Annotated in this window: 18 protein-coding genes and 1 riboswitch; of the genes, 9 read left to right on the top strand and 9 right to left on the bottom strand. The window is 62.0% G+C overall.

Annotated features, from left to right (window positions below):
• Positions 1–127 precede the first annotated feature (127 nt).
• The gene (locus tag FFS30_RS08110) at positions 128–1,009 is read left to right on the top strand and encodes a metallophosphoesterase (RefSeq protein ID WP_171014499.1); all 882 of its coding nucleotides are present in this window, start codon (positions 128–130) and stop codon (positions 1,007–1,009) included.
• Positions 1,010–1,072: 63 nt separating this feature from the next.
• Here the strand turns inward: FFS30_RS08110 and FFS30_RS08115 are convergent, their stop codons facing one another.
• Positions 1,073–1,342, bottom strand: coding sequence for a hypothetical protein (locus tag FFS30_RS08115; RefSeq protein ID WP_137912657.1), 270 nt, complete (start codon positions 1,340–1,342; stop codon positions 1,073–1,075).
• Between FFS30_RS08115 and FFS30_RS08120 the strand changes: the two genes are divergently transcribed.
• Positions 1,334–2,743 carry a serine hydrolase domain-containing protein gene (locus tag FFS30_RS08120; protein ID WP_137912658.1) on the top strand — a complete coding sequence of 470 codons (1,410 nt, stop codon included), beginning with the start codon at positions 1,334–1,336 and terminating at the stop codon, positions 2,741–2,743. The two genes, FFS30_RS08115 and FFS30_RS08120, sit on opposite strands and share 9 nt — an antisense overlap.
• 17 nt (positions 2,744–2,760) lie before the next feature.
• On the opposite strand, the gene FFS30_RS08125 is transcribed toward FFS30_RS08120, so the two are convergent.
• Positions 2,761–3,762, bottom strand: coding sequence for a sodium:calcium antiporter (locus tag FFS30_RS08125; RefSeq protein WP_137912659.1), 1,002 nt, complete (start codon positions 3,760–3,762; stop codon positions 2,761–2,763).
• 103 nt (positions 3,763–3,865) lie between these two features.
• Positions 3,866–4,029: riboswitch (yybP-ykoY riboswitch) on the bottom strand.
• Between the two features lie 129 nt (positions 4,030–4,158).
• Between FFS30_RS08125 and FFS30_RS08130 the strand changes: the two genes are divergently transcribed.
• The 3 genes from FFS30_RS08130 to FFS30_RS08140 all read left to right on the top strand — a co-directional run bounded on the left by FFS30_RS08130 (position 4,159) and on the right by FFS30_RS08140 (position 6,314).
• Entirely contained in the window at positions 4,159–4,431 is a 273-nt protein-coding gene (locus tag FFS30_RS08130; RefSeq protein ID WP_283235202.1) for a metal-sensing transcriptional repressor, read from the top strand.
• An 8-nt stretch (positions 4,432–4,439) separates the two neighbouring features.
• Complete coding sequence (locus tag FFS30_RS08135) at positions 4,440–5,582, top strand: nickel/cobalt efflux transporter (RefSeq protein ID WP_137912660.1); 1,143 nt, start codon at positions 4,440–4,442, stop codon at positions 5,580–5,582.
• A gap of 129 nt (positions 5,583–5,711) precedes the next feature.
• Positions 5,712–6,314 carry a phosphatase PAP2 family protein gene (locus FFS30_RS08140; RefSeq protein WP_137912661.1) on the top strand — a complete coding sequence of 201 codons (603 nt, stop codon included), beginning with the start codon at positions 5,712–5,714 and terminating at the stop codon, positions 6,312–6,314.
• Positions 6,315–6,452: 138 nt separating this feature from the next.
• Here FFS30_RS08140 and FFS30_RS08145 read toward each other — a convergent pair whose 3' ends face one another.
• Positions 6,453–7,766, bottom strand: coding sequence for a carbohydrate porin (locus FFS30_RS08145; RefSeq protein WP_249352311.1), 1,314 nt, complete (start codon positions 7,764–7,766; stop codon positions 6,453–6,455).
• A gap of 268 nt (positions 7,767–8,034) precedes the next feature.
• A complete protein-coding gene (locus FFS30_RS08150) occupies positions 8,035–9,807 on the bottom strand; it encodes an NRAMP family divalent metal transporter (RefSeq protein WP_249352313.1) in 1,773 nt (590 codons plus the stop codon).
• An 826-nt stretch (positions 9,808–10,633) separates the two neighbouring features.
• Between FFS30_RS08150 and FFS30_RS08155 the strand changes: the two genes are divergently transcribed.
• Complete coding sequence (locus FFS30_RS08155; protein WP_137912663.1) at positions 10,634–11,626, top strand: lysozyme inhibitor LprI family protein; 993 nt, start codon at positions 10,634–10,636, stop codon at positions 11,624–11,626.
• Positions 11,627–11,701: 75 nt separating this feature from the next.
• Here FFS30_RS08155 and FFS30_RS08160 read toward each other — a convergent pair whose 3' ends face one another.
• The 5 genes from FFS30_RS08160 to dgcN all read right to left on the bottom strand — a co-directional run bounded on the left by FFS30_RS08160 (position 11,702) and on the right by dgcN (position 17,677).
• Positions 11,702–12,790: a serine hydrolase domain-containing protein gene (locus tag FFS30_RS08160; protein ID WP_343182323.1), complete on the bottom strand. Its 1,089-nt coding sequence runs from the start codon at positions 12,788–12,790 to the stop codon at positions 11,702–11,704.
• On the bottom strand, positions 12,783–14,333 hold the full coding sequence (locus FFS30_RS08165) for a serine hydrolase domain-containing protein (protein ID WP_171014500.1): 1,551 nt from the start codon (positions 14,331–14,333) through the stop codon (positions 12,783–12,785). The genes FFS30_RS08160 and FFS30_RS08165 overlap by 8 nt, the downstream gene beginning before the upstream one ends.
• Positions 14,330–15,595 carry a diaminopimelate decarboxylase gene (gene lysA / locus FFS30_RS08170; protein WP_137912665.1) on the bottom strand — a complete coding sequence of 422 codons (1,266 nt, stop codon included), beginning with the start codon at positions 15,593–15,595 and terminating at the stop codon, positions 14,330–14,332. Before lysA ends, FFS30_RS08165 begins: the two co-directional genes overlap by 4 nt.
• A gap of 67 nt (positions 15,596–15,662) precedes the next feature.
• Entirely contained in the window at positions 15,663–16,649 is a 987-nt protein-coding gene (gene dgcA, locus FFS30_RS08175) for an N-acetyl-D-Glu racemase DgcA (RefSeq protein WP_137912666.1), read from the bottom strand.
• A complete protein-coding gene (dgcN, locus tag FFS30_RS08180; protein WP_137913523.1) occupies positions 16,634–17,677 on the bottom strand; it encodes an N-acetyltransferase DgcN in 1,044 nt (347 codons plus the stop codon). Before dgcN ends, dgcA begins: the two co-directional genes overlap by 16 nt.
• Before the next feature lie 233 nt (positions 17,678–17,910).
• On the opposite strand from dgcN, the gene FFS30_RS08185 reads away from it, so the two are divergent.
• The 3 genes from FFS30_RS08185 (at position 17,911) to FFS30_RS24205 (ending at position 20,870) form a co-directional block, all read left to right on the top strand.
• Positions 17,911–18,813, top strand: a complete 903-nt coding sequence (locus tag FFS30_RS08185; RefSeq protein WP_137912667.1) for a LysR family transcriptional regulator — start codon at positions 17,911–17,913, stop codon at positions 18,811–18,813.
• A gap of 341 nt (positions 18,814–19,154) precedes the next feature.
• A complete protein-coding gene (locus tag FFS30_RS08190) occupies positions 19,155–20,372 on the top strand; it encodes a serine hydrolase domain-containing protein (RefSeq protein ID WP_137912668.1) in 1,218 nt (405 codons plus the stop codon).
• A 273-nt stretch (positions 20,373–20,645) separates the two neighbouring features.
• Complete coding sequence (locus FFS30_RS24205) at positions 20,646–20,870, top strand: TonB-dependent receptor (protein ID WP_249352315.1); 225 nt, start codon at positions 20,646–20,648, stop codon at positions 20,868–20,870.
• Positions 20,871–20,877: the final 7 nt, after the last annotated feature.

Below are 20,877 nucleotides of genomic sequence, written 5' to 3' on the forward strand. Positions count from 1 at the left end.
AGAACTGCTAAACGACTACACCCCTGCCGATTCGCTATGATCTTGCGCCTTGCAAAGACTTCCACCATGCCGGACTCGGCCGCAGTTCTCAGTACCGATTGGCGCCCTGGAGATGTCGGGTAAAGCGATGATCGGGAAAAGAAGTCGAATGACACGGGCGGTCCGGCGCTGGTTACTCGGTGTTATCGGCCTATCGTTGGCGGCCCTCACGACCCTGATTCTGATCGGAATAGGCAACGCACGATCGACACCGGTCATGCGGGAGACAACGCTGCATCTGGCCGGGCTTCCGAGCAGCTCACGTTCGCTAAAGATCGCGCTGCTCGCCGACATTCATCTCGGCAACCGCGGCATGACGCCGGAACGGCTTGGCGAAATCATCAGTGAGGTCAATACGTCGCAGCCCGACCTGATTCTTTTGGCGGGCGATTTCGTCACCGGTCATGACGCAAGCGGCGCTGCCGATCGGGCCGCCGGGCTGACCGCGCCCTTTGCGCGTCTGCGCGCCCCGCTCGGAGTGCTGGCGGTGCTCGGCAACCACGACCACTGGACCGCGCCGGACGCGGTGCGCGCCGCATTGGCCGAGGCGGGCGTTACCGTTCTCGAAAATCAGGCGGTCCGGCGCGGGCCGTTCGCCATCGTCGGTATCGGAGACCGCTTCTCCGGCCACGACGATGCGCCATCCTCGCTGGCCGCGGCACACAGCATCGGAGGCGTTCCGATCGTGCTGACCCATTCTCCGGATATCGCCCCCGACCTGCCCGCCAGTCAGCCTCTCGTCCTCGCCGGACATACCCATTGCGGCCAGGTCGTTCTGCCATGGATCGGCCCGCTCGTCATGTATGCGCCGAGCGATCATTGGCGACAGCTCTACAATCCCCGCTATCGCTGCGGGATCGTTCGCGATGGCGCGCGTACCACCGTCGTGACGGCAGGAGTCGGATCAGGTACTTTCCCGCTCCGCCTTGGCGCCCTGCCGGACTGGTGGCTGATCACCCTAGAACCTTAGCGCATGTTTTTGCGCTGAGCGCAGGCGCAGCGCTTTGAGTCGTCGTCAGCACTCCGATTCGCTTCAAGAGCTGACGAGGATTGCGCAGGCGCCGTAGTCCCTGCCGTTCAGAACGCCTTGAACTCTTTTGATCGCACTCGGACCCGGCGCCCCGCTTTGCCGTAGCCGCGCCGGTCGGGAAAAGAATTCGGCTGCCTGAGCGCGGATCGCGACGTTTTTGCCGGCAATGGCATCTTTGATCTCAATACCGTGACGTCCTTTTCGAATCGAGGGCGTGAATGCCGGCGTTTCGATTCCGTTCGCCGATTGCCAGACGAGATCGCCATGATCCATAGAGATGCCTGGAGAACTGCAAAGCAGATTGCTGCGTGCATCCTGGTACCGGGTCTCCTTGCCGCATATGCCGTCAGCCCTGGCGCACGCGCAAAAGACAATCCAGAGGAATTCATTGCAAAGTTCATGCGCGATGAACATATCCCCGGCCTGTCGATCGCCGTAGTGCGTGACGGCGTTCTCTTCGCCGCGAAGGGCTACGGGATGGCGGACTTGGAGACGAATACTCCCGCAACCGCCGCAACGGTCTACAAGACGGCCTCACTGAGCAAGATGGTGATCGCCGATGCCGTGCTTCTTCTCGCACAGGACGGAAAGCTGTCGCTGGACGACGATGTGACCAAGTATCTGCCCGGCAGGCCCGAAAACTGGAAAGGCATAACGATCAGGAATCTTCTGACCCACACCTCGGGAATCGTGCGCGACCCTCCCGAGTACCATCCCTACCAAGAGCAGGCGATAGCAGACGTCATCGAAGCAACCTATCCCGTACCACTCAAGTTCCCGCCCGGTGAGGGGTGGCTCTATTCCAATGTCGGCTACTACATTCTGGCCGAGATCGTCACCAAAGCCAGCGGCGAACCTTGGGACCGATTCATTGCAGCAAAACTGTTTGCGCCCGCGCACATGACATCGACGCGGACAACGACCGCGGTCGAGATCGTCCCGAATCGTGCGAGAGGCTACCAATGGACCGACGGGCGCATGACCAACGCCGAAGACTGGATCGCGATACGACCGAGCGGCGCCTTCCTGTCCACAGTGTTGGATCTTGCCAAATGGGATGCGTATCTGGCCCACGGCAGCCCGGTGTCCACGGCCAACCGCAAGCTCGCCTGGACGCCGGCCACATTGAAGAGCGGAAAGCAAACCACCTACGGTTTCGGTTGGGGCATCGACTCGTTTCTGACCCACTCGCGCATTCACCATAACGGCCAATTCCCAGGCTTCCGCTCGGACTACGAGCGGCTCGACGACGGCAAGCTGACCGTGATCGTGCTGGCCAACTCCGATCGTGCCAATTTGGAATCATTCGCCTTGAAGATCGCGGGTTTCTATGACCGCGGGTTTTCCATTCCTCCCTTTCGCCTCAGTGCAGAAGCGCCGGCTTCGGCGAAGATCGACGGCGGCCCGCTATCGATTGTCATCACCGCGAAAGACGAGGGTTCCGTGGCACCGGATAGCGTCGTCGAGATGGAAATCTGGGATGCCTCCGGGAAAGCCGTCTACAAGCAGAATCAAGCGAATGAAAATTTCGCCATGGGCGAAACACGCAGCTACCGTTTTTCCTGGACCCCGGCGAAAACCGGACGCTACAGCGTGAACGTGGGGGTATACGGCCACGGCTGGGTTCCCAGCTATGCGTGGAAATTGGACGCTGCCGCGATTGTGGTGGAATAGGATTTTGCATTTCGTGCTCAGTGACTGAAGCCGACGAACGCCAGCCCTGCGGCGAACACGCCATAGAGCAAACCAAAGAGCATCAGGCGCAACGAGGTCAAGGCGCGTCGCCGCAGCAGTAGCCACAACCCGGAAATCGATATCATCGTCACCACCGCTGCCAGGATCAGAGCCCGATCGAACATCCACGGCGTGAACCCGATACCGAGAGCGCTCGGCACCGTTGCCTGGATCATCATGGCGCCGCTGATGTTGGCGAGTGCCAAGCCGGTTTTGCCCTGACGCACCCAAATGATCGCGTTCATGGTTTCCGGCAGTTCGGTGGCTATCGGACTGAGCAGCAGCGCGACGATGGCGGGTGGAATGCCCAGCCACGGACCGATGTGCTCGAGTTGCGTCACGAACACATGGGAAGCGCCGAAGATCAGCACCAAGGCCAGGACGGTTTGAACGAGCGCCCAGGTCAGCGGCGGCGCAGGGTCGCGCGGGCGAAATTTCAACGGCCCCAGTTCTTCGCCTTCGTGCGGTGTGCCCTCTTGGCGCATCTCCACCCAGAAGTACGCTGCGTACGCGGCCAGAAACAGCCACCCCAGCCACGGTTTGATCGAAAACGCGACGAGGCCCAAGCCGACCTTGAGCGCGAAGATGATCAAGAACCAGCCCTGATCGCGGGCCAGATGGCCGTCGGTATCGGCGAGCGCCGCGATGCGCGCCCTGCCCGCAGTGAGCAGGAGCATGAGGCCGACGACCGCATACGAAACCGTACTCAGCACCAGGGGACCGCCCAGGGCTGCGCCGACCCCGATGTTCTTGGCGGCCTCGTTGGTTCCGAACACGACAGCAACGAAAGTCACCACGCTTTCTGGCAACGCCGTTCCAAAGGCGGCCAGGATGGTGCCAACGGCTTTCTGCGCCACGCCCGCGCGTCGCCCGACCCATTCGACGCCGTTGACGAAAAACTCGCATGAAAGATAGATCACGCCGGCCGATAGCAGCAACAACACGACGGTGGTCAGCATGGCAAACCTGCCAAAGCTACCAAAGCAATCGATGATGGGTTGAGCCCGTGCCTGTCGGGCGTGCGATAAGAGAATTGAAACACGGCGAAATCCTTGGGGCCGGACGGTCGCATGAGCCAATGACATACGCCCCGTCCAGCCCGGATGAGGTGCATGTCATTGGTCTCGCCGGGCCTTGGGGTTGAACGCGCCATGACCAGTCGGTCAAGTGTGTTGACGCGCTCCCTCTCGGGATACGAGAGTCGGCTACTCCCCAATAACGTGGCGGATGCTACTCGCTATCGCGGGCAGATGCCAGTCGCGATACCGGCGTCGCGTTGGGGTCCGCTGGCCCTTTGCCGAACCGGCAAGGCGAAACAGCTATATCTTTAATGGATACCCCGGTATAGTATGCCTATGCACACCAAACTGTCACCGCATGGAACTCACCCCGATATCGTCAAGCGCCTTCGGCGCGCTATCGGTCAGCTCAACTCCATCGTTGCAATGATCGAAGACGAACGCCCCTGCACCGATGTCGCAATGCAGCTTCAGGCGGCCGAGAAGGCGATTACTCAGGCGAAGAAAACCTTCATCCACGATCATATTGATCACTGTCTCGATGACGGCGTGATGAAGACGTCCAAGTCTGCTCTAAAAGAATTCAAGACGATTTCCAAGTACCTCTGAGCTTTCCAATGACTTCCTTCACCGATCTGCTCCAGCAAGGAGCCGGGCACGCTTGGCTGTTCATTCCGAGTGCTGTCCTGCTCGGCGCCCTGCATGGCCTGGAGCCGGGCCACTCGAAGACAATGATGGCCGCGTTCATCGTTGCCATTCGCGGCACCGTGGCTCAGGCCGTGCTGCTTGGCTTGTCCGCAACGATTTCTCACACTGCGGTGGTCTGGGCGATTGCGCTCGTGGGCTTGCATCTTGGCGCGCAGTTCAACGCCGAACGAACCGAACCTTACTTCCAACTCGCCTCGGCTGCCTTGATCATCGGCATCGCCCTATGGATGCTCTGGCGCACCTATCGCGAGCATCAACGCGAGAATCTGGAAAGCGGGCACGATCATCACCATAGCCACGATCACGGCGACGAGACCAAGCGCGTCGAACTCGGCCACGGCCGGACCGTGGCAATCGAGGTCTTCGAACAAGGCGTGCCGCCGCGGTTTCGGCTGCGTTTCGAACACCATGATCAAGCGACTTCGCCGCCGGCTGCCGACACGATATCGATCACCACGACGCGGGACGACGGCAGCACGCAGCGATTCGCGTTCGTCTCTCGAAACGGCTATCTGGAATCGGTGGACCCGATTCCCGAGCCGCACGAGTTCACTGCGCGCCTGCATGTATCTGATCACGAACGCAGCGACGACTACGATGTGGTATTCGAAGAACACGGCCATCATCACCATGATCATGCCGGACTCGATATGGCAAGCGTGGGCTATCAAGACGCGCACGAGCTGGCGCATGCCAACGACATCAAAAAGCGCTTCGCATCCAAAAACATCACCACCGGCCAGATCATCCTGTTCGGCCTGACCGGTGGACTCATCCCATGCCCGGCATCGATCACGGTGTTGCTGCTGTGCCTGCAGCTCAAGCAGTTCAGCCTGGGCGTTGTCTTGGTGCTGTGTTTCAGCATCGGGCTAGCATTGACGCTCGTCGCTTCGGGCACGGTCGCTGCGCTCAGCGTACGTCAGGTGTCCAAGCGCTGGAGTGGTTTCGGCACCTTGGCGCGCCGCGCACCTTATGTATCCAGCCTGCTGATCATCCTGGTGGGTCTCTATACGGGCTACCTCGGCTGGCGTGGACTCATCGCGCTCACGTGATGAATGTGAGCGTGAGCTCACCCAGGTATGATTTGCTGCGCAATGCGTTTGTCGGCACTCGATGGGCGCTGTGATCGTTGGCAATCGTAGCCAGCGAGCGCGTATTCGACGCCCCGACAGGAATTCCACATGCAACAAGTCGAGGCGCTGAACCAAGCGCTCTTTCTGGCGATCAACGCCCATCCGGATGCGAATCCCCTGACGATCGACGCCGCCATTGTGATCGCAGTGGCGTTGATTTATTTGATTCCGCTCTTGCTTGTTGGCCTGTGGCTCTGGGGCGACGAGCGCAAACGCAATGCGGCGCTCAGGGCGTTTCTGGTTGTGTCGATCGGAATCGGCCTGAACCAAATTCTCGCTCTCGTTTGGCCGCATCCTCGCCCCTTCATGATCGGACTCGGACAAACCTGGCTTGCGCATGCGGCGGATTCGTCGTTCCCGAGCGATCATGCAACCGTATTCGCCGGCGTAGGCGTTACCCTGCTTTTTGCCGGCGAGGTCGGGCTCGCCTGCGCGACATGGGCGGTCGGCCTGTGCGTCGCCTGGGCGCGCATCTACCTGGGAGTCCACTTTCCGCTGGACATGCTCGGCGCGCTCGGCGTCGCTGCCGTCGCCTATGCAATCACTCTGCCGCTTTGGCATGCGCTCGGTGAACCGGCAACCCGGTTTGTGCAGCGGCTCTATCGCCAAGTAATGGCGTGGCCGATCGATCGAGGCTGGGTCCACCGCTGAGATATCCCAGGAAGCTTTGCTCTCGAAAAGATGCTGCGCGAACCGAGCAGCCGATCAGCCATTGTCGGAGAACAGAACTGCCGCATCGCGTTGCGCCGATGCAGCAGCAGTGCCAATGCCGGGAAGCGGTGATCGACTCTAGATACCGACGTGAAATCGAACGCCGAATATGTAGACCGGGCCGTGCCGGTCGGCGTTGTAGCCGGAGTTATCGATGATCTGAAAGTCCGGGCTGATCTGCACGCCCTTCAACACTTGATAGTTGTAGTACGCCTCCAGAATATTTTCGCGGGCGTAGTGTTTGAGTTGGCCGTCGCCGAGAAAGCCGCCGAGCCCGCCGGCGGCGAGGTAAGCGCGATGCTGCCGATTCAAGCCCGCGGTGGAAACGGCAACGCCGAATACGTCTTGCGGACGTTGCCAACGGGTGCCCTTGATCGCAACGCCTGCGGACAATGCATTGTCTATTTCGGTGAAGGCATATTCTTCGATGCGGTCGTTCGCGGAACTGCCGCGCGCAAACACACCGATGTCGTCGCTGAGTCTCTGTTCGAAGCTGACTCCGTAACCGATCTTGGCGGCGTCCTTGCGTACGCTGGTGACGTCCGGTGTCGTACCCGTCTGCTTGGCCGCTTCGATCGCGTCGAGATAATTTCCGGCAAAAGTACGATTGCGGAAGGCGAGCACTCGCACCAGGCCGGGCAAGCCGTTGAGAGTGTGGTCGTGCTGCACTTCGACGACATCGCCGTGATAGCGCTCAAGGTTGTAGTTGAGTTTGCTGCCGTTGGCGACTTGCGGCTCCATATAACGCCCCGCGCGGAATGCCCATTCGTCCCAGTAGAACTCGCCGGCGGCGCCGATCGTGTACGCACGCGCATCGGCCGCATAGTCCCAGGCACCATGCGTGATCAACGCCCAGTTGAGGAATTGAGTACGCGGATCGTTGGCATACGAACTCTTCTCGAACAGATCGGTCTGGGTGACCTTGCCGAGCGTGAGCACGACGCGACGAGTCTGATAGTTACTCGCGAGCTGGTTGGCGTCATCCTCCGCACGCACGGTTTCGCCGCCGAGATCGAAGGTCTGCCGCAGAAACGCACGCGCCCAATAGCCCTTCGGCTTGGTGCCGCCGTTTTTCTGGATTTCTCCGTTCTGGATGCTGGCCAGACCGAACAGATGCGAGAACGGATCACCGACTACCACTTCAGGATTGACGTAAAACTCGGCGCCTTGCCACAGACGCAAGCCGAAGAAGACGGTGGCCGTCCATGTGTAGCCGTTTTCAGTCGACGGGATCAGGCTCTGCGGGCCGGTATACGGCGCGCTGAACGGATTTTTATGCTGCCCCACATAAGTCGTCTGAAAATGCAGGTTCCAGCGCTGCTCTGAAGTCTCGACGGGACTTTCCTGCATCGCCGTCGTGGAGGGTGAGCCACGGTCGGCATCGTCGGTCATTGCAAGAGCGGTTTGCGCCTGCGCTCCGGTGCTGGCGCTACAAGCAAGCACCGCGATCCAGAAAGCCAGCGGACGTGAACGAAACGTAGTCGTAGGTGGGAGGGAATGCATGGAGGTAACCTCGGAAGAATTGGCATACGTGGAAAATTCGGGGCGCAGCATCCCCCGCGGCGAACGCTGTCGCGTTTGCCGTTGCAAAGAGGGATGCCAAGTTGTCAGCGGTGGTCGATCGCGCGGGCCTTGTCACCGGGCATCGAAGTAGGATTCGTCATTGGCCGGCTGTGAAGATGACCTCCGTCACTTTGACGATCGCCAGGATCAACGCGGCGATGAGATAGGCGCGAAGCACGCCGAGCCACAGCTTGCGCCGCAGACTGATCTGGGCCGGCGGCAACTTGTGTAGAGGCGGCATGCGCCAAGCTGCTTTTTCTTCCACAGTCGCCGGCACCGTTGCCGGAGCACCGCGCTTCGTGCGCCAGTGGACGACGCCCAGAGTCAATGCCACCAAGGCGGCGGTCGCCAAGCCACCGATGAGAATTGCGAGAATTTCGACACTGCCGATCGACGGATACAGCACCGATGCGGTGAGAATGATCGACAGCAGGACGAGTACCAAGACCACGGCGCCGGTAAAGAGATTGGTCAGCGGTTTGTTGACCCAAGGTCCCAGTACGGCTTTGTCGTTGCAGAGCAAAAGCAGGAACACGGTCGCACCCGGCAGCAGAATCCCCGCCAGCGTCTGCACGGCATTGGTGATGATGCCGAGCGGCGCATTGGGAATAAGCACCAGCGCCGCAGCCAGCACGATCAGCGCGGCATACACGCCGTAGAATGTTTTGGCTTCCGCCGGTTTGCGGTGCAGGGAATGATTCAACGACAGCACATCGCCGATCGCGTAGGCGGTCGACAGCGACACGGCAGCCGCGCCGATGATGCTCGCGTCGATCAGTGCGATCGAGAACAGCACGGCAGGCACTTCGCCCACGTATTTGGCGATACCGTCGGCAACCGCACCGGCATCGGCGAACTGGCCCATCTCCGGTTTGCCCGCGAACGTCGCCGCAGTGAAGGCGATCATCGCCACGGCACCGACGATGACCAGCGCGATGCCGATGCACAGATCGGCCTTCTCGTAAGCCATGAAGCGCGGCGTGATCCGCTTGTCGATCACGTAACTCTGCTGGAAGAAGAGCTGCCACGGTGCCACGGTGGTGCCGACGATCGCGATGATCAGCAGCATGACTTCGCTCAACGGCGCATCCTTGGGCATGCCCGGTATCAACAAGCCATGCGCGATCTGGGCGACCGGCGGATGCACCATCAGCAGCACCGGCACGAGCAACAGGCTGCCCATAACGAGCAGCAAGGCGAAGCGCTCGAACCGGCGGAAGTTTCCGGTCGACGCGGTGAGGATAATCAATCCCGCGGAAATCGCCACGCCCCACACGCGCGAGAGCCCCAGATGATCGAGCCCAAGGCTGATGCCGATGAACTCGGTGACGATGGTCAGGGCGTTGAGAACGAACAGGTCGATGACACTGAAAGCACCCCAGAACTTGCCGAACCGTTCGAGGATCAATCGAGCGTGCCCTACCCCGGTCACCACGCCCAAGCGCAAAACCATTTCCTGATTCACATAGAGCACCGGAATCAGCAGGGACAAAGTCCAAAGTAAAATCGTGCCGTAATTCTGCCCCGCCTGCGTGTAGGTGCTGAACGCACCGGCGTCGTTGTCTCCGACCATGACGATCAGGCCGGGCCCAAGGATGGCAAGTAAAGTTCGCCATCTCGCCCACCAGGTCGTTCGTCGATCGCGGTCGTCTTGGGTGATCGTACCGAGCGCACCGCGGATGTCGCCGACGTGGGCGCTGTCCAGCACCGCGTGATCGGCGGTTTCTTTGAATTCGAGAACACTGCTCATGAAAGACCTCGGGATTTCGTGTCGTCGTTGTGCACGACGGCGAATGGAATGGGTCGTCGGGACGAACGACGGCCGCGAGCGGACCTCGACGATCCGTGCACGCAAGGGCGCGTCGCTCAACGACGAAAAAAAGGTGTGCGCAGGCAGGCGGCCCTGATCTGAATCCGGGTCGCAAAGGAAATACCTACGTGAGCTGCCCGCAGAGCAGCTATCAGACGGCAGGAGTGCCGGGAGGGATACCGGTCGGAAGCGTACGCTTATTCGGGATCGCAGCCGCGTGGAGAACGCGGCGTTGCAATAAAAGCGCTCCGACACATCGGAGCAGAATCAAACGCGAGTTGTGCATAACTCACCTCATCAAGCGCCGTGCAGCGCGAGAGGCGAGTCGAAACTTTCCTAGTCGTGGAAAGCGCAGACTGGCCGCATGCGATCGCTGATCGGGCTTGCGTTGAACTTGGGGTGCGCCAGTGCCGGATCTTTAAATCCGACGCCAGCGCTTCGACTTGGAGGTCTACTGTCCATTTCTCGGATAGTGTTGATACGAGGCGCCACGGGTATCCCGAAGGCGGCGGAACGATACCCATCGGGGTATACGGATGTCAACCCACTTGCAACGTTGTAACAGCGATTTTGTTTGCGTGGAAAATTCGCGGCGAATGACACGGGGTCGCATGCCTCACTTGCAGCGAGACAAGAACAAGCGACGCGATCGTGCTCGGCGGCTGCGCGCGCAAATCGGCTCCATCTAGCGCGCCGGCGTTTCGCATGAATCGACCCGACCTATGCTCCAGTTCCCAGCCTCTGGTCGAACGCTCTTGGACTGAGAACAAGGAAATCCCAGGTGCGCCGGGAACGCCTTCTCTTTCTGCGAATGGTCGACGAGTTACCATGCTCGCCGCATACGACGGGAGGAGTCATGCGACTTACTATTGGCATCGCAGCGGCGATGTCGCTGTACGCCATGCTTGCCACTGCGGCAGAGACTATCGAAGCCTGCCGCAGTGTGGCATCTGTTTCACCGCCGGCGGCAGACATGCCGACAGTGAATGATCGCAATCGCCTGCGCAACTGCGCGTCCATCGATTTGTACTACGGCCTCGCGAACAAGCAGGCCGATGCGCGCGACGCACGCTTGTGTGCCTATATCGAACTCGCTCAAGGCGAACAATCGCTGCCGACACAGGGCGCAGGTATGTTGATGACAATTTATGCCAACGGCAGCGGCGTCCCGCGCAACGCACAATTGGCGAAGCACTTCGCTTGCCTGATCGAATGGCAACGCGACGGCATCGAACGGCTGTTGCTGAATATCGACGAGCACGCCCACACTGGCAAGCCCGTCGGTGTCTGTGACGTCGCCCCTTTCTGGCCGGCCGATGACATCTGTTCGGGCTACGAAGAAGCGATCGAAACACAGCGCATCGCCGGCGAGCAGCATGCAATTGCATCGCGGTGGTCAGCGTCGCGCAGGGATGCCTTTGCCCTGCTGGCGAAGGCCGCGGACGTCTACGCACACCGGCGCGAGTCTGCCGAAATCTTCAAGAATGATCGGCCGGCACGCATGGACTCAATCCGGAATCAGTTCCGCCGCGAACTGCTTGATGCCATCAAGGCGCTCGATGCGCCAGCGGGATTGCCCACCCGCGACTTGGCTGCTCTCGATCGCGACTTGAACGCAGCCTACCGCACGCTGACGAAGGCGGTCGAACGTGCCCATGCCGAAAACTCCGATGTCTATGATCCGTTGACGCCGGCCAGCCTACGTGCGGCGGAGCTTGCCTGGTTACGCTACGTCGACAGTTGGCAACGATTTCGTGCCGCGGAGTATCCGCAGACCTCGCCGGAGCGGTTGCGCGCCCTGCTCACCGAGCAGCGTCTCGCTGCGCTGCGCGCGGTGCGCGAGGAATTCCATCTCGACAGCTATTGGCCCGACGCCTGAGAGTTTTCTCACGATCTGGCGAAAACCGAGAAAATGCTGGAGCGCACCCTTCCCTATCCGCGATAACGCCTCTTGTCACCGATCCAGAAACAGTTCGCCGATGGTGAGCGCGAGCGGATAAGGCTGGTAGTCGTTGCGGTTGCTGAGGACGATCACGGCAAGATGCTGCTTCGGCCAGCGCACGATGACGTTGCGGAATCCGATGCTCTCGCCCGAATGCCACACCGTGTCGCCGCTGAGGCGCCAGCCGAACCCATAGTCGACGTCGGGGTCGGCGATCGGATCGGTCGGCGTGAACGCCAGCTTGCGCGATTCGGCATTCAACAGTTTGTCGGTGTACAACGCGGCATCCCATTTACCCAGATCGTCGACCGACGAATAGATGCCGCCGTCGCCGCGCGTCGCACTGGTGATGCTCTGGTCGGTTCGCGTCCACTTGCCGTCGGCCTCGCTGTAGCCGTAGGCGCGGTTCGCCACTTCGGGACCGCGGCCGTGTTCGTACATCAGCGTATGTTCCATGCCGAGCGGCTGGAAGATGCGCTTCTTCATAAAGTCGGCCAGATCCATGCCGGAGACGCGTTGAACGATCAGGCCGAGCAGAACGAAGCCGCCGTTGCTGTAGCGATGCGCGCTGCCGGGCTCGAAATACAGCCGCTGCTGCGAAGCAATCATCTTCAGCACGTCGTTGTCGTCGAGCTGAGTCTTGCGCTCGGGTGGAACCAGGTCTTCGTAGTCGATCAATCCGCTGGTGTGGGTCAGCAAATTGAGCAGCGTGATCTTGGCGTCGCTGGGCGGCAGCTCGGGCAGCCACTTGCGCACCGGGTCTTCGAGCCTCAGCTTGCCGTCCTGTTTCAGCAACAGGATGCTGGCCGCGGTGAACTGTTTGGAGACCGATGCGAGGCGGTAGTTGGTTTCCGGTCCGGCCTTGATACGGTCTTCCAGATTCGCGTAACCGAATCCTCGCCGGACGATGGCTTTGCCGTCCTTGACCACGAGCAGCGATGCGCCCGCGCCGTCGCCGGCGTAGCGGCTCATCAAGCTGTCGATATCGGCGCGATTCGCCGTTGCCGTCGATTGCGCATGCGCGCAGACGGCGAGCATCAGCCAGGCCAACGCGGACGCGACGACACTTCCACGCACGATCGATGCGGCGTTCTTAATCACAGGCGTGCTCCCGCGTGAAAGCCAGATCCTCAAAATCGGAACTGAAGTCGGCGTCGGGATCGACCTTGGCCATGCGCAGCGTGCCGCCCGACTTTTCCGGGAACCGCAACCAGGCTTCGACGTTGTCGTCATCCCAGTGCACCAGATAGCGATCGCCGACGCGCATGACCTGCCCGCTCAGCAAAGGCGACTTCGCCGCGGCGAATCGCACCGTATCGCCTTGCGCACAGATGCGCGCCTCGCCGAGCCACGGGTCGCGCCACAGGCCGAGTTGTGTCTTCAGGTCCGCCACCGTCGCCGGCTTGCGCGAGGAAGTGTCCGGCACACGCGAGGCGTGCTGCCGGTGCTCTTCGCGCTCCAGCTCGTCGGCGTAACTGGCGACGCTGCGCAGTTTCGCCGGCGCGGTGAAATGTTTGGTCAACATCTCGATCAACACGCTGCGCGCGGCATCGGCATCGGCGTTGATCAGGAACACGAAGCCGCTCTTGCGCAACGGCAGCAGCACCATCGCCGAGTACATGCCCGACAGCGTGCCGGTGTGCGACACCGTCATTTGTCCGTCGACGTCGGCGATGCGCCAGCCGTAGCCATAACCGTAGAACAACGTACCGTCCCATTCGCGACGCCGCTTGGAAATCGGCATGGCGGTATAGGCGGTCCATTCTTTGTGCCGCTGTTCTGCCGACAGCCAATCGAGTTGCTTCGGCGTCGGCGCGAGCCAGTTCATGGCCCAGGTCAACATGTCGTTCAAACTGCAGCGCACGCCGCCGGCCGAATCCATCGCCGCAGGCTGCACGATCGGCCCTTTGCCCGGTTCGAGCGTGTAGCGGCCGTCGCGCCAGATATTCGGGTCCGCGACATTGCCGACCTCCTCGCGACTCCACGTGCCGATCTGGCAGCGCTGCATGCCGAGCGGTTCGAATATCTCGCGCCGTAGCAATGTCGGATACGGCGCACCGCCGGCCGCCGCCGCAACCTGGCCGGCAACGATGTACAAGGTATTGTCGTAGGCGTAACCCGCGCGAAAACTGTAGGCCGGCTTGAGGTACTGCAAGCCGGCGACGACGTCTTCGGGCGTGAAGCGGTTCGGCGTCGGCCACAGCATCAGGTCGCCGGCACCTTCGGGCAGGCCGCTGCGATGCACGAGCAGGTCGCCGACCTGCATGTTCGCGGTGACCCACGGATCGTACATGCGGAACGACGGCAGGAATTTCGTCACCGGATCGTCCCAGCGCAACTTGCCTTGCTGTACCAGCCGCGCCAACAGCGTCGAGGTCATGGCCTTGGTATTGGAGGCGATCTGGAACAAGGTCTGCGCGTCCATCGGCTTGCCCGAGGCGAGATTGCCGAGCGTGCGCGTGTAGACCACCTTGCCGTCGTCGATAACGCCGACGGTCATGCCCGGCAGGTGATAGCGCGCGACTACGCCGTCGATCACTTGGTCGTAGTCGGCGCGCGAATCCGTGTCCGCGGCGGCCGGCGCAACGTTCGCGCCGAGCGCGAGCACGGCAGCGCAAAGGACGGATTGGACGAAACGGCTCATGCGACTTGCCACTCCTGCGCGCGTTGTTCGCCGGCGAGCATATCCTCTAAAGTCTGCCGGCGCCGCACCACAGCGTAACGACCGCGATCGGCGAGCACTTCCGCGGCCAGCGGCCGCGAGTTGTAGTTCAACGCCATGGCCGCGCCGTAGGCGCCCGTGGTCTTGATCATCAGCAGATCGCCCGCTTCGCAGCGCGGCAGTTCGCGGTCGACGGCAAAAGTGTCTCCGGTTTCGCAGACGGGCCCGACGATGTCGTAGACCTGCAGCGGGCGCGCTTCAGGTATTACCGGCACGATCTCGTGCCAGGCGTCGTACAGGCTGGGCCGCAGCAGTTCGGTCATGGCCGCGTCGATCACCAGGAACAGGCGTTGCCGGCCTTGCTTGATGCGGATCACGCGCGTCAGCAGCACACCGGCTTCGGCCACGAGCCAGCGCCCGGGCTCGAGCACGATGCGGCCGCCGAAGCCGGCCAGCGCGTGGCGAAGGATGTCGACGTACTCGTCGATCGCGATCGGCCGTTCGCGGTCCGGGCGATAGCACACGCCAAGGCCGCCGCCGACGTCGATGCTGCGGATCACGTGACCGGCAGCGGCCAGTTCGCGCCAGAACGCCGCCACGCGCTGCAGCGCCGTGCGGATCGGATCGAGAGTCAGCATTTGCGAGCCGATGTGCACATGCAGGCCGTCCAGGCGCACGTGGGTCAATCGCGCGCCGTCGGCAAACCAGCGGCGTGCTTCGTCGATGCCGACGCCGAATTTGTTTTCCGATTTGCCGGTGGAAATCTTCGCATGGGTGAGCGCATCGACGTCGGGATTGACGCGCACCGCGGCGTGCGCGATCACATCGCGCTCTGCGGCAAGACGCTGCAGCAGGTGCAGCTCGTCTTCGGATTCGACATTGAAACGGGCGACACCGGCGGCCAGCGCCTCGACGATCTCGTCGGCGCTCTTGCCGACGCCGGAAAACACGATGCGCTGCGCCGGAATGCCGGCGCGCAGACTGCGGTGCATTTCTCCGGCCGACACGATGTCGGCACCGACGCCGGCCTCCGCCATCAACTGCAGGATCGCGACATTGCTGTTGGCCTTGGCCGCGTAACACACCAGCGCATCGAACCCGTGCAATGCCGTGTGCAGCGCGTCGATCCGCTGCCGGATCATCGAAGCGGAATAGACATAGCACGGCGTTCCCACTCGCCGGGCCACAGCCTGCAAGTCAACACCGTCCCACAACGCGTCGGCAGCACTCGCGGATTCCGTCATCTTCCTCGCCTATTGTTCGTATTCTTGGTGTTTGAATCCGCGATCTTCCTGCTTTGCCCAGCAAGGCTTATTCGCCCCAGAACCCCGGCGACGGCGGCATCAGCCTGCTTCCCTGCAGGCGGACGCCATCGGGGTAATCATTCGCCAGCCACAGCGGTCCGTCGAGGTCGATAAAGTCCGCTTCGCGCGCGATTTCCAGCGCCGGCGCGATGCCGAGCGACGAACACACCATGCAACCGACCATGATGCCGAAACCGCCGGCTTTGGCTGCGCGCAACAGACGCCAGGCTTCGGTCAGGCCGCCGGTTTTATCGAGCTTGATATTGATCGCTTGATAGCGGTTTGCCAGCGCGGGCAGGTCCGCCGCGGTATGGCAAGACTCGTCGGCGCAGATCGGAATCCGGCTCGAAAATTCAGCGAGCGCATCGTCCGCGTCCGCAGGCAGCGGTTGTTCGAGCAGGCTGACGGAGAGGCGTTCGAGCGCCGGCTGCGCGTCGCGCAAGATATCGATCGTCCAGCTTTCGTTCGGATCGACGATAAGCCGCGCCGAAGGCGCCGCACGCCGCACGGCTTCGATGCGCGCAACAGGATCGTCGCCGTCGACTTTGATCTTGATCAAACCGGCATCGGCGATGCGCGCCGCGGCCTTCTGCATTTCCTGCGGTGTATCGATGACGACCGTCAGCGCGGTCACCAGCGGCAAATGCGGCGGCCGCGCCAGTCGGTTCCAGACGGGCACGCCGCCGAGGCGCGATTCCAAGTCCCACAGCGCCGCATCGAGCGCATTGCGTGCCGCGCCGGGACCGAGGCGCGCCTGCAATTCTTCGCGCCCCATGCCGGCGCAAAGCTCGTGCCGCAGCGCTTGCATTTCTTCGATCACCGCCGCGACGGATTCGCCGTAGCGCGCATAGGGAACGGATTCGCCGCGGCCGATGCAACCCGCCTGATCGAGTTCGACCGTCACCACGTCCGCCGCGTGTTTCACCCCGCGCGCGATGCGGAACGGCGATCGCAACGGCAAGCTGCGATGCTGGATGCTCAATCCGCGCAACATGAAAGCAGATTGTCCACGATGACCTCGACGCCCATGGTGACCGGGTCCTGGCAAGGCAGGCCGAGCCGGTCGCTGATCTCGCGACAGGCGATCAGCGCCTGACGCTCCGGCAGGTTGGACGTGTTGAGTGCGACCCCGACCGCCTTGACCGCGGGATTGGTCAGGCGCGCAGCGGAGAGATTCGCTTCGAGGCAACGCACCAGATCGGGAATGGGATAGTGCGGCAGCCCGCGCATGTGACTGCGCGTCGGTTCATGGCAGAGCACCAAGGCATCGGCCTGCGATCCGTGAAGCAGGCCGAGCGACACGCCGGCATACGACGGATGGAACAACGAGCCCTGTCCTTCGATCAGATCCCAGCCACCGTCCTCGCGCGCCGGTGAGATCAGTTCGGCCGCGCCGGAGATGAAATCGGAAATCACCGCATCGACCGGGAGACCGTCGCCCGCGATAAAGATGCCGGTCTGTCCGGTCGCACGAAAATCCGCGGCGACGCCGCGGCTGCGCAGGCTGCGCTCCAGCGCAAGCGTGGTATACATTTTCCCGACCGAGCAGTCGGTGCCCACGGTCAGCAGACGGCGGCCTGCGCGCTTGCGGCCATTGCCGACGGAGAGTTTTCGATTCGGTTCGCGCGCATCGAACAGCACCCGGCCGTTGCGCCTGGCTGCGGCCACGATCTCCGCGTTGTCGCGCAGCTTCTGGTGCAGGCCAGCAATCACATTGAGGCCGGCATCGAGCGCAGCGACGATATCGGCCACGGTCTCCTGAGCCATCACGCCGCCGGCATTCGCCGTGCCGACGACCATCGTATTCGCGCCGGCGGCCACCGCCTGCGCCGGCGTCATGTCGGGCAATCCGAGCGTCTGGTTGCAGTCGCTGCGCCGATGCTGGCCGATGCACGACTCAGGCCGCCAATAGGCCAGGCCGCGCGCGGTCTTGATGGCCAGATCGTCGGCCGCGCCGCCCAGGTAAAGCAGGTAGGGTGGTCCCCAAACAGTCTGCGCGGCTGCTCCGCCTTCATTAGTCATGAAATCCATGCTCCCACCTGAGTCCGTCTGGCATTGAAAGTTTCGAGGAGGATAACCAGCGGCCGGCGCCAGCCACCAATGAAAAGACCGGCACGAGGCATAACTCAGGGTTGTGGTCGTCTTCGTCCCGCGCGTCGAACCGATCGGCGCGCAGTGTGACGTTTGCCTTACAGTCGTAAATTGTGCTCGACTCCGGCAGCGACGCCGCCGGGCAAAATTGTTGGGGAAGCCACATGCACTTGCGTTACATCGAACTCTTTCACGCCGTGTTGACCACCGGCAGCATCACTGGCGCAGCGAAGCTGTTGAACATATCGCAGCCGGCGGCGAGCAAGGCGATGCAGCACGCCGAAGACCGGCTCGGCTTTGCCCTGTTCAGTCGCGTGCGCGGGCGCCTGCAGCCGACGTCCCAGGCGATGCTGCTGCGCGACCGGATCGAGAAGATCATCCAGGACGTGCACGACCTGGAACGTCTTACCAAAAATATGAGCCAGCCGGGAAGCTGTCCCCTGCGGGTGACTTGCACGCCGACTCTCGCCCTGACTTTGCTCGCCGATGCGACGGCGCTGTTGCGCAAGGCCGTGCCCGACGTGACGGCCGAGCTGTCCACGCAACATTCCGCGGCGATGTGCGAGTCGCTGTCGCTGCGCGATACCGATATCGGACTCACCTTGCAGGACACCGGCCATCAGAACCTGCGCCAGCGCGTGCTGTGCCGCGGACAAGTCATGGTGATCGCTCCGCCGGGCTGGTGGCCCGAGGCGGAATTGAGCCAGCCGCTGTCGATCGGCGCACTGGCGAATCAACCGATGATCGGCATCACCGTGCGCGACGCGCTCGGCAATATGCTGCAGAGCCACCTCGCCAAGGTCGATCCGGCGCCGCGAATCACCGTCTGGGTGCAGACCTATCAGCTTGCCCATTCGCTCGTCGCCAAGGGCGAAGGCCTGGCGCTGGTCGATCCGTTCACGGCGCGCTGCGGCGGTATGCACAGCGTGCAGATGCGCCCGCTGAAACCGCATCTCGACGTCATCCTGTATGCGATGCACCGGCCCGACAATCCTTTGAATCCGGTGCAGAAGCGATTCCTCGATCTGGTACGGCAGCTCGCTCAACGCATGCTTGCGCAACGCTAAAACATTTTCAATTCAAGGGCTGACAGACTCGCCCTATTCCGCTCTTCGGGCAGCTCAAAAATTTTACTTCCCTGGCGCATAGCGCGGGGCGAGGTGCCGAAGATGGAAGGGGGCGCTGTTGTAAGCAGATAAATCGAAGATGCTCCAACACCGAGAACGAAGATGCACCGCCTGGGCAGATACATCCACAACATAGAGTTATGCCTTGCCTAGGTCTTTTCATTGGCCGTCTGCCGCGTCTGAAGTTTATTCTCCGCTCTCCGCGCGGTGATTCGAAACGAAGGACTGCGCAAACGGCGCGTGCTCATTTGTCGAGCGGCTCACGAACGAAGGCGGTTGGCATGAACATCGGGCGCATGCTGCGGATGTGCACGGGATGCCTGTTTTTCATTGCCGCTGCGGCGCGGGCCGACAGCCCGGTTGCGAGCGTGCGCATCGGCTTCGATCGCGACGGCATCACTTCGGTACAAGCGGAAGGCTTTGCCGACAAGGCGGCGGCGCGCAGGATCACCGCCAACGATCCGGTGCGCGTCGCCTCGATTTCCAAACTGGTGACCATGCTCGGCGTGATGCGCCTCGTCGAGGCGGGCAAGCTCGACCTCGACGCCGACGTCTCCCGCTATCTCGGATGGAAGCTGCGCAACCCGGCGTTTCCGAACGCGCCGATCACCCTGCGCATGCTGGTGTCGCACCGGTCCAGCCTCACCGACGCCGCCGGCTACTGGCAGACCCCGCTCGACGGCCGCCTGCGCGACACGCTCGACAATCCTCGTGCATGGGACAGCGAACACGCACCGGGAACCTACTTTCGCTACACCAATCTCAACTTCCCGGTCGTGGCGCAGGTCGCAGAGCGCATCACCGGCGAGCGCTTCGATCGGCTGATGCAGCGTCTGGTGCTCGCGCCGCTCGGCATCGACGGCTGCTTCGGCTGGGACACCTGCGGCGAAGCGACCGCCGCCCGCGCGGCGGTGCAATACGACACCGACGGCAAACCGATCATGGACGACAACCGCGGCCGCAAACCGAGTTGTCCGGTCAGGCCCGCGCGCAACGGCGGCTGCGACTTGTCGCACTATCGGCCGGGCGAGAACGGCGCCTTGTTCGGCCCACAAGGCGGCCTGCGGATTTCGGCAGTCGATCTCGCGCGCATCGGCATGCTGCTGCTCGGCGACGGGACACTCGCCCTCAACGGCGTGCATCTGCTGAAGCCGGCCTCCGTGCAGGCAATGGCCACGCCGCTCTGGGAATACGACGGCCGCAACGGCCTGACCTATGAGGAAGACAGCGCCGACCATCAACCGGGCTTCTTCTGCCGCTGGGGCATGGGCATGCAGATTCTCGCTACGCACGGCGAAAATTGCCGCGACGACCCGTTCGGCGACCGTGTCGCCCGCATCGGCCACTCCGGAACGGCTTACGGCTTGCAGGCCGGGATGTGGCTCGACCGCGAACGCGGCACCGGCGTGATCTGGTTCGCCACGGGCATGCCCGAAGAACGCGTCGGCGGACGTTCCGCGTTCAGCGTCCTCGAAGAAAAACTCGCGCGCGAGCAGTGACCGGCGATTTGAGCGGTCAAAACCGCGGAAAAAAAAAACAGCACATCAAAAAATCGGCATCGATTCGAAGACGCACGAATCGGCCCGTTCGCGGCAACCCACCCACAACCTCAAGTTATGCAAAGCACCGACGTTTTCATTGGCGGCGGGTTCGCTCACGTGCCTATGCTGGGGGCACAAGTTAGGGCCGGAGACCGATCGACTCTCATCGGTGCGAAACTGCGCCTGGCTGCCGGAAAACAAAAATATGTCGGGAGATCAAGAACACATCTTTTGGTTACTTACGATCAGCCGTTTCCCGGCAAATGGATTTTCGATGTCGCGGCGAACTACAGCGTGAACCGGTTGAAGTTCACCCTCGGCGTGGACAACCTGTTCAATACCTATCCGAGCAAGGTGATTGCCGCGAACAACAACGGCGCGTTTCCCTACCCCGGCGTTTCGCCTTTCGGTTACGAAGGTGCGTACGTCTACGGCAAAGTCCAATATCGCTGGTAAGGTCTTC

This window comes from Rudaea sp. 3F27F6, assembly GCF_005503555.1.
Classification (GTDB): Bacteria; Pseudomonadota; Gammaproteobacteria; order Xanthomonadales; family Rhodanobacteraceae; genus Rudaea.

What these genes read in the sequence shown, in the direction of transcription:
- FFS30_RS08115 (WP_137912657.1), bottom strand. Translation starts at nt 1,342, where the DNA reads ATGGATCATGGCGATCTCGTCTGGCAATCGGCGAACGGAATCGAAACG.
- lysA (WP_137912665.1), bottom strand. Translation starts at nt 15,595, where the DNA reads ATGACGGAATCCGCGAGTGCTGCCGACGCGTTGTGGGACGGTGTTGAC.
- FFS30_RS08110 (WP_171014499.1), top strand. Translation starts at nt 128, where the DNA reads ATGATCGGGAAAAGAAGTCGAATGACACGGGCGGTCCGGCGCTGGTTA.
- FFS30_RS08155 (WP_137912663.1), top strand. Translation starts at nt 10,634, where the DNA reads ATGTCGCTGTACGCCATGCTTGCCACTGCGGCAGAGACTATCGAAGCC.
- FFS30_RS08135 (WP_137912660.1), top strand. Translation starts at nt 4,440, where the DNA reads ATGACTTCCTTCACCGATCTGCTCCAGCAAGGAGCCGGGCACGCTTGG.
- FFS30_RS08125 (WP_137912659.1), bottom strand. Translation starts at nt 3,762, where the DNA reads ATGCTGACCACCGTCGTGTTGTTGCTGCTATCGGCCGGCGTGATCTAT.
- FFS30_RS08140 (WP_137912661.1), top strand. Translation starts at nt 5,712, where the DNA reads ATGCAACAAGTCGAGGCGCTGAACCAAGCGCTCTTTCTGGCGATCAAC.
- FFS30_RS08120 (WP_137912658.1), top strand. Translation starts at nt 1,334, where the DNA reads ATGATCCATAGAGATGCCTGGAGAACTGCAAAGCAGATTGCTGCGTGC.
- dgcA (WP_137912666.1), bottom strand. Translation starts at nt 16,649, where the DNA reads ATGTTGCGCGGATTGAGCATCCAGCATCGCAGCTTGCCGTTGCGATCG.
- FFS30_RS08165 (WP_171014500.1), bottom strand. Translation starts at nt 14,333, where the DNA reads ATGAGCCGTTTCGTCCAATCCGTCCTTTGCGCTGCCGTGCTCGCGCTC.
- dgcN (WP_137913523.1), bottom strand. Translation starts at nt 17,677, where the DNA reads ATGACTAATGAAGGCGGAGCAGCCGCGCAGACTGTTTGGGGACCACCC.
- FFS30_RS08145 (WP_249352311.1), bottom strand. Translation starts at nt 7,766, where the DNA reads ATGACCGACGATGCCGACCGTGGCTCACCCTCCACGACGGCGATGCAG.
- FFS30_RS08190 (WP_137912668.1), top strand. Translation starts at nt 19,155, where the DNA reads ATGAACATCGGGCGCATGCTGCGGATGTGCACGGGATGCCTGTTTTTC.
- FFS30_RS08185 (WP_137912667.1), top strand. Translation starts at nt 17,911, where the DNA reads ATGCACTTGCGTTACATCGAACTCTTTCACGCCGTGTTGACCACCGGC.
- FFS30_RS08130 (WP_283235202.1), top strand. Translation starts at nt 4,159, where the DNA reads ATGCACACCAAACTGTCACCGCATGGAACTCACCCCGATATCGTCAAG.